The organism is Methanoculleus sp. UBA413 (genome assembly GCF_002502935.1).
GTDB lineage: Archaea > Halobacteriota > Methanomicrobia > Methanomicrobiales > Methanoculleaceae > Methanoculleus > Methanoculleus bourgensis.
This window is the reverse complement of the sequence record NZ_DAQR01000088.1, coordinates 1-3,180: the sequence shown is the minus strand read 5'-3', so window position 1 is coordinate 3,180 and position 3,180 is coordinate 1. Positions and strand designations below refer to the sequence as shown.

At 61.6% G+C, this 3,180-nt stretch carries 3 protein-coding genes and 1 pseudogene; all 4 read left to right on the top strand.

The genetic code is table 11. From position 1 onward, the window contains the following. The coding region (locus tag BP858_RS07130; protein ID WP_286879186.1) for an alpha-isopropylmalate synthase regulatory domain-containing protein at positions 1 to 588 on the top strand (588 nt) is incomplete at its 5' end. Continuing rightward, positions 560 to 2,236 (top strand): biosynthetic-type acetolactate synthase large subunit, encoded by a 1,677-nt coding sequence (gene ilvB / locus BP858_RS07125; protein WP_286879185.1) that lies wholly within the window; start codon positions 560 to 562, stop codon positions 2,234 to 2,236. The genes BP858_RS07130 and ilvB, both read left to right, overlap by 29 nt. After that, a complete protein-coding gene (gene ilvN / locus BP858_RS07120) occupies positions 2,233 to 2,736 on the top strand; it encodes an acetolactate synthase small subunit (protein ID WP_286879184.1) in 504 nt (167 codons plus the stop codon). Before ilvB ends, ilvN begins: the two co-directional genes overlap by 4 nt. A 205-nt stretch (positions 2,737 to 2,941) precedes the next feature. After that, a pseudogene (locus BP858_RS07115) lies at positions 2,942 to 3,180 on the top strand (sodium:solute symporter family protein); the annotation flags it as partial.

Here is a 3,180-nt window from a genome sequence, read left to right as displayed (position 1 = left end):
GTCGGACGGAGACGGCGCATCGTCATCGGCAAACACTCCGGGTCGGCGGCGGTCGAGGCCGCCCTCCACGATATGGGGTATGCCCCGGATGGCGCACAGCTCGCCGATATCGTGGCACGGATCAAGCAGATCGGGGATACCGGCATGCGGGTAACCGATGCCGACATCATGGCAATCGCCGATACTGTCATGGCGATTGAGTTTAAGCCCTGCCTCGAACTCCGCCAGTTCACCATCGTCTCAGGGAGCAACGCGGTGCCGACCGCATCGGTGACGATGCTCGTCAACGGCAGCGAGATCACCGGTGCCGCAGTCGGGACCGGGCCGGTGGATGCGGCGATCCGCGCGCTCCAGCGATCGGTGGCCGACGTCGGCAGCGTGCGGCTCGACGAATACCGCGTAGATGCGATAACCGGCGGCACCGACGCCCTCGTTGACGTATCAGTGAAACTCAGCAAAGACGGGAAGACCGTAACATCGCGGGGCGCGAGGACCGACATCATCATGGCGAGTGTCGAAGCGGTTATAGCCGGGATGAACAGACTACTCAGGGAAGAGCATGAAGACCGGAGCCAGGACTCTGATTGAAGCGCTACAGCGCGAAGGGGTGGACACCATTTTCGGCTACCCCGGTGGCTCAGTGTTGCCGATCTACGACGAACTCTACGACTCGTCGATCCGGCACATACTGGTGAGGCATGAACAGGCAGCGGCACATGCAGCCGATGGCTACGCACGGGCCAGCGGCCGGGTAGGGGTATGTCTTGCCACCTCAGGTCCCGGTGCGTGTAACCTGGTAACCGGGATCGCGACGGCCTACATGGACTCTGTCCCTGTCGTAGCGCTCACCGGCCAGGTACCGACCGGCATGCTCGGGAACGACGCGTTCCAGGAATCGGACATCACCGGCATCACGATGCCGGTCACCAAGCACAACTACCTGGTGAAGGATGCCAGTGATCTCGACCGTACGGTGCAGGAGGCGTTCTACATAGCGCGAACCGGCCGCCCCGGCCCGGTGTTGGTCGACCTCCCAAAAGACGTCACCACAAGCCATGTGAAGGGCGGGGGAACTGCTCCCGGGAAGGTCTCTCTCAGGGGCTACCAGCCCACCTACGAGGGGCACGTCCGCCAGATCGATAAGGCGCTCGACCTGATTGCCCGTGCTGAACGTCCCCTGGTCTACGCCGGCGGTGGAGTGGTCCACTCAGGGGCGTCGGCAGAACTCCTGGAGTTTGCTGAGGCCACCGCCATCCCGGTGACGACAACCCTGATGGGGCTTGGCGCAGTCCCCGGCGACCACCCGCTCTGCCTCGGTATGCTCGGGATGCACGGCACCCAGACTGCGAATTACGCGGTCACCGAGTGCGACCTCCTTCTTGCCATAGGTGTCAGGTTCGACGACCGGGTGACGGGGAAGATCGAGACCTTTGCGCCGAATGCCGCGATCATCCACATCGATATCGACCCTGCCGAGATCGGGAAGAACAAGTCGGTCGACGTCCCGATCGTGGGCGACGTAAAGGCAGTGCTCCAGGCGCTCCTCCGGCGGATGCAGAAACGCGGGGATACGGCGAACTGGATGGCGAGGCTCAATGCCTGGAAGGCACAGTACCCCCTCCGCTACCGCGACGACAACCGGCTCCGCCCGCAGTACATCATCCGGGAACTCTCCGACCTCCTGAAGGGCGAGGGGATCATCGCAAGCGAGGTCGGTCAGAACCAGATGTGGGCCGCGCTCTACTACTGTTTCAGGAAACCCCGGACCTGGCTCACCTCGGGCGGCCTCGGGACGATGGGCTACGGGTTCCCGGCAGCCATCGGCGCCCACTTCGCCCGGCCGGACCTCCCGGTCGTCGACATCGCCGGCGACGGGAGTTTCCAGATGAACATCCAGGAACTTGGGACGGTGGCGCACTACCAGATCCCGGTCAAGGTCGTGATCTTAAACAACATGTACCTCGGCATGGTGCGGCAGTGGCAGGAACTCTTCTACGACCGGCGCTACGCCTACACCGAGCTCCCATCGGTGGACTTTGTGAAGATCGCCAATGCTTACGGGGTCGAGGGGATCAGGGTCGAGGAGAAGGAGGATGTCCGGGAAGCACTTTGCGCGGCGCTCGCCACTGATGGACCGTTCGTCCTGGATTTCAGGATCGAGCGCGAGGAGAATGTCTTTCCCATGGTCCCGGCCGGTGCCGCGATCAACGAGATGATCGGGGTGCATCAGGAATGAAGTCGCACACGATAAGCGTCCTCGTGGAGAACCGGGCCGGCGTCTTGAGCCGGGTCGCAGGCATGTTCTCGCGCCGGGGGTTCAACATCGAGAGCCTCGCCGTCGGAACCTGCGAGGAGCCTGATATGAGCAGGATCACGATCGTGGTGAACGGTGACGGTTCTGTTGTCGAGCAGGTGATGAAGCAGACCAACAAACTCATCGACGTCATCAAGGTCTCCGACCTGACCGAGCGGGAGAGTGTGGAGCGGGAGCTTGCCCTCATCAAGGTGGCTGCCGAACCAGGCACCTCCCGCGCTGAGATCCTCCAGATCGCCGATATCTTCCGGGCCCAGGTCGTGGATGTCGGGGCAAAGACGCTGGTGCTCCAGGTGGCCGGGGATACCGACAAGATCGACGCGCTCGAGAAACTCCTGCGCCAGTATGGTATCAAGGAACTCGTCCGCACCGGAAAGATTGCCATCCTCCGGGGCGCAAAGACTGTAAAGAGTTCCAAATAACATTCTTTTTGGTATGTGCAGTCCGCCTCTGAAACGGGGTGATATCACCGCCTCCAGCGATTGTGTTATATGTTAGCGTGCCACACGTTGACATAGCATGTTCTTCGGATTACCCCTCCACACGGGACTTATTGTGAGTGGCGCTGTCGCTCTGGTCATTGTGGTGCTCACCCTCTGGGGGCTCTCCTTCAGGGAGGCCTCCTGAATGGCCGACCCGATAACGTTTGTACTGATCGGGATCTACTTTGTCGTGCTCATCGGCATCGGAAGCTGGGCCTCGAAGAAGATCCATAACACCGAGGACTATATCCTCGCCGGGAGGTCGCTTGGGTTCTGGGTCTTCACGATCCTGATCATCTGCTCGGTCTGTAGCGGCATGACCCTGCTCGGCGTCAGCGGGTTCGGCTACTCCTCAGGCTGGCCCGGGATATGGGAACAGATCTT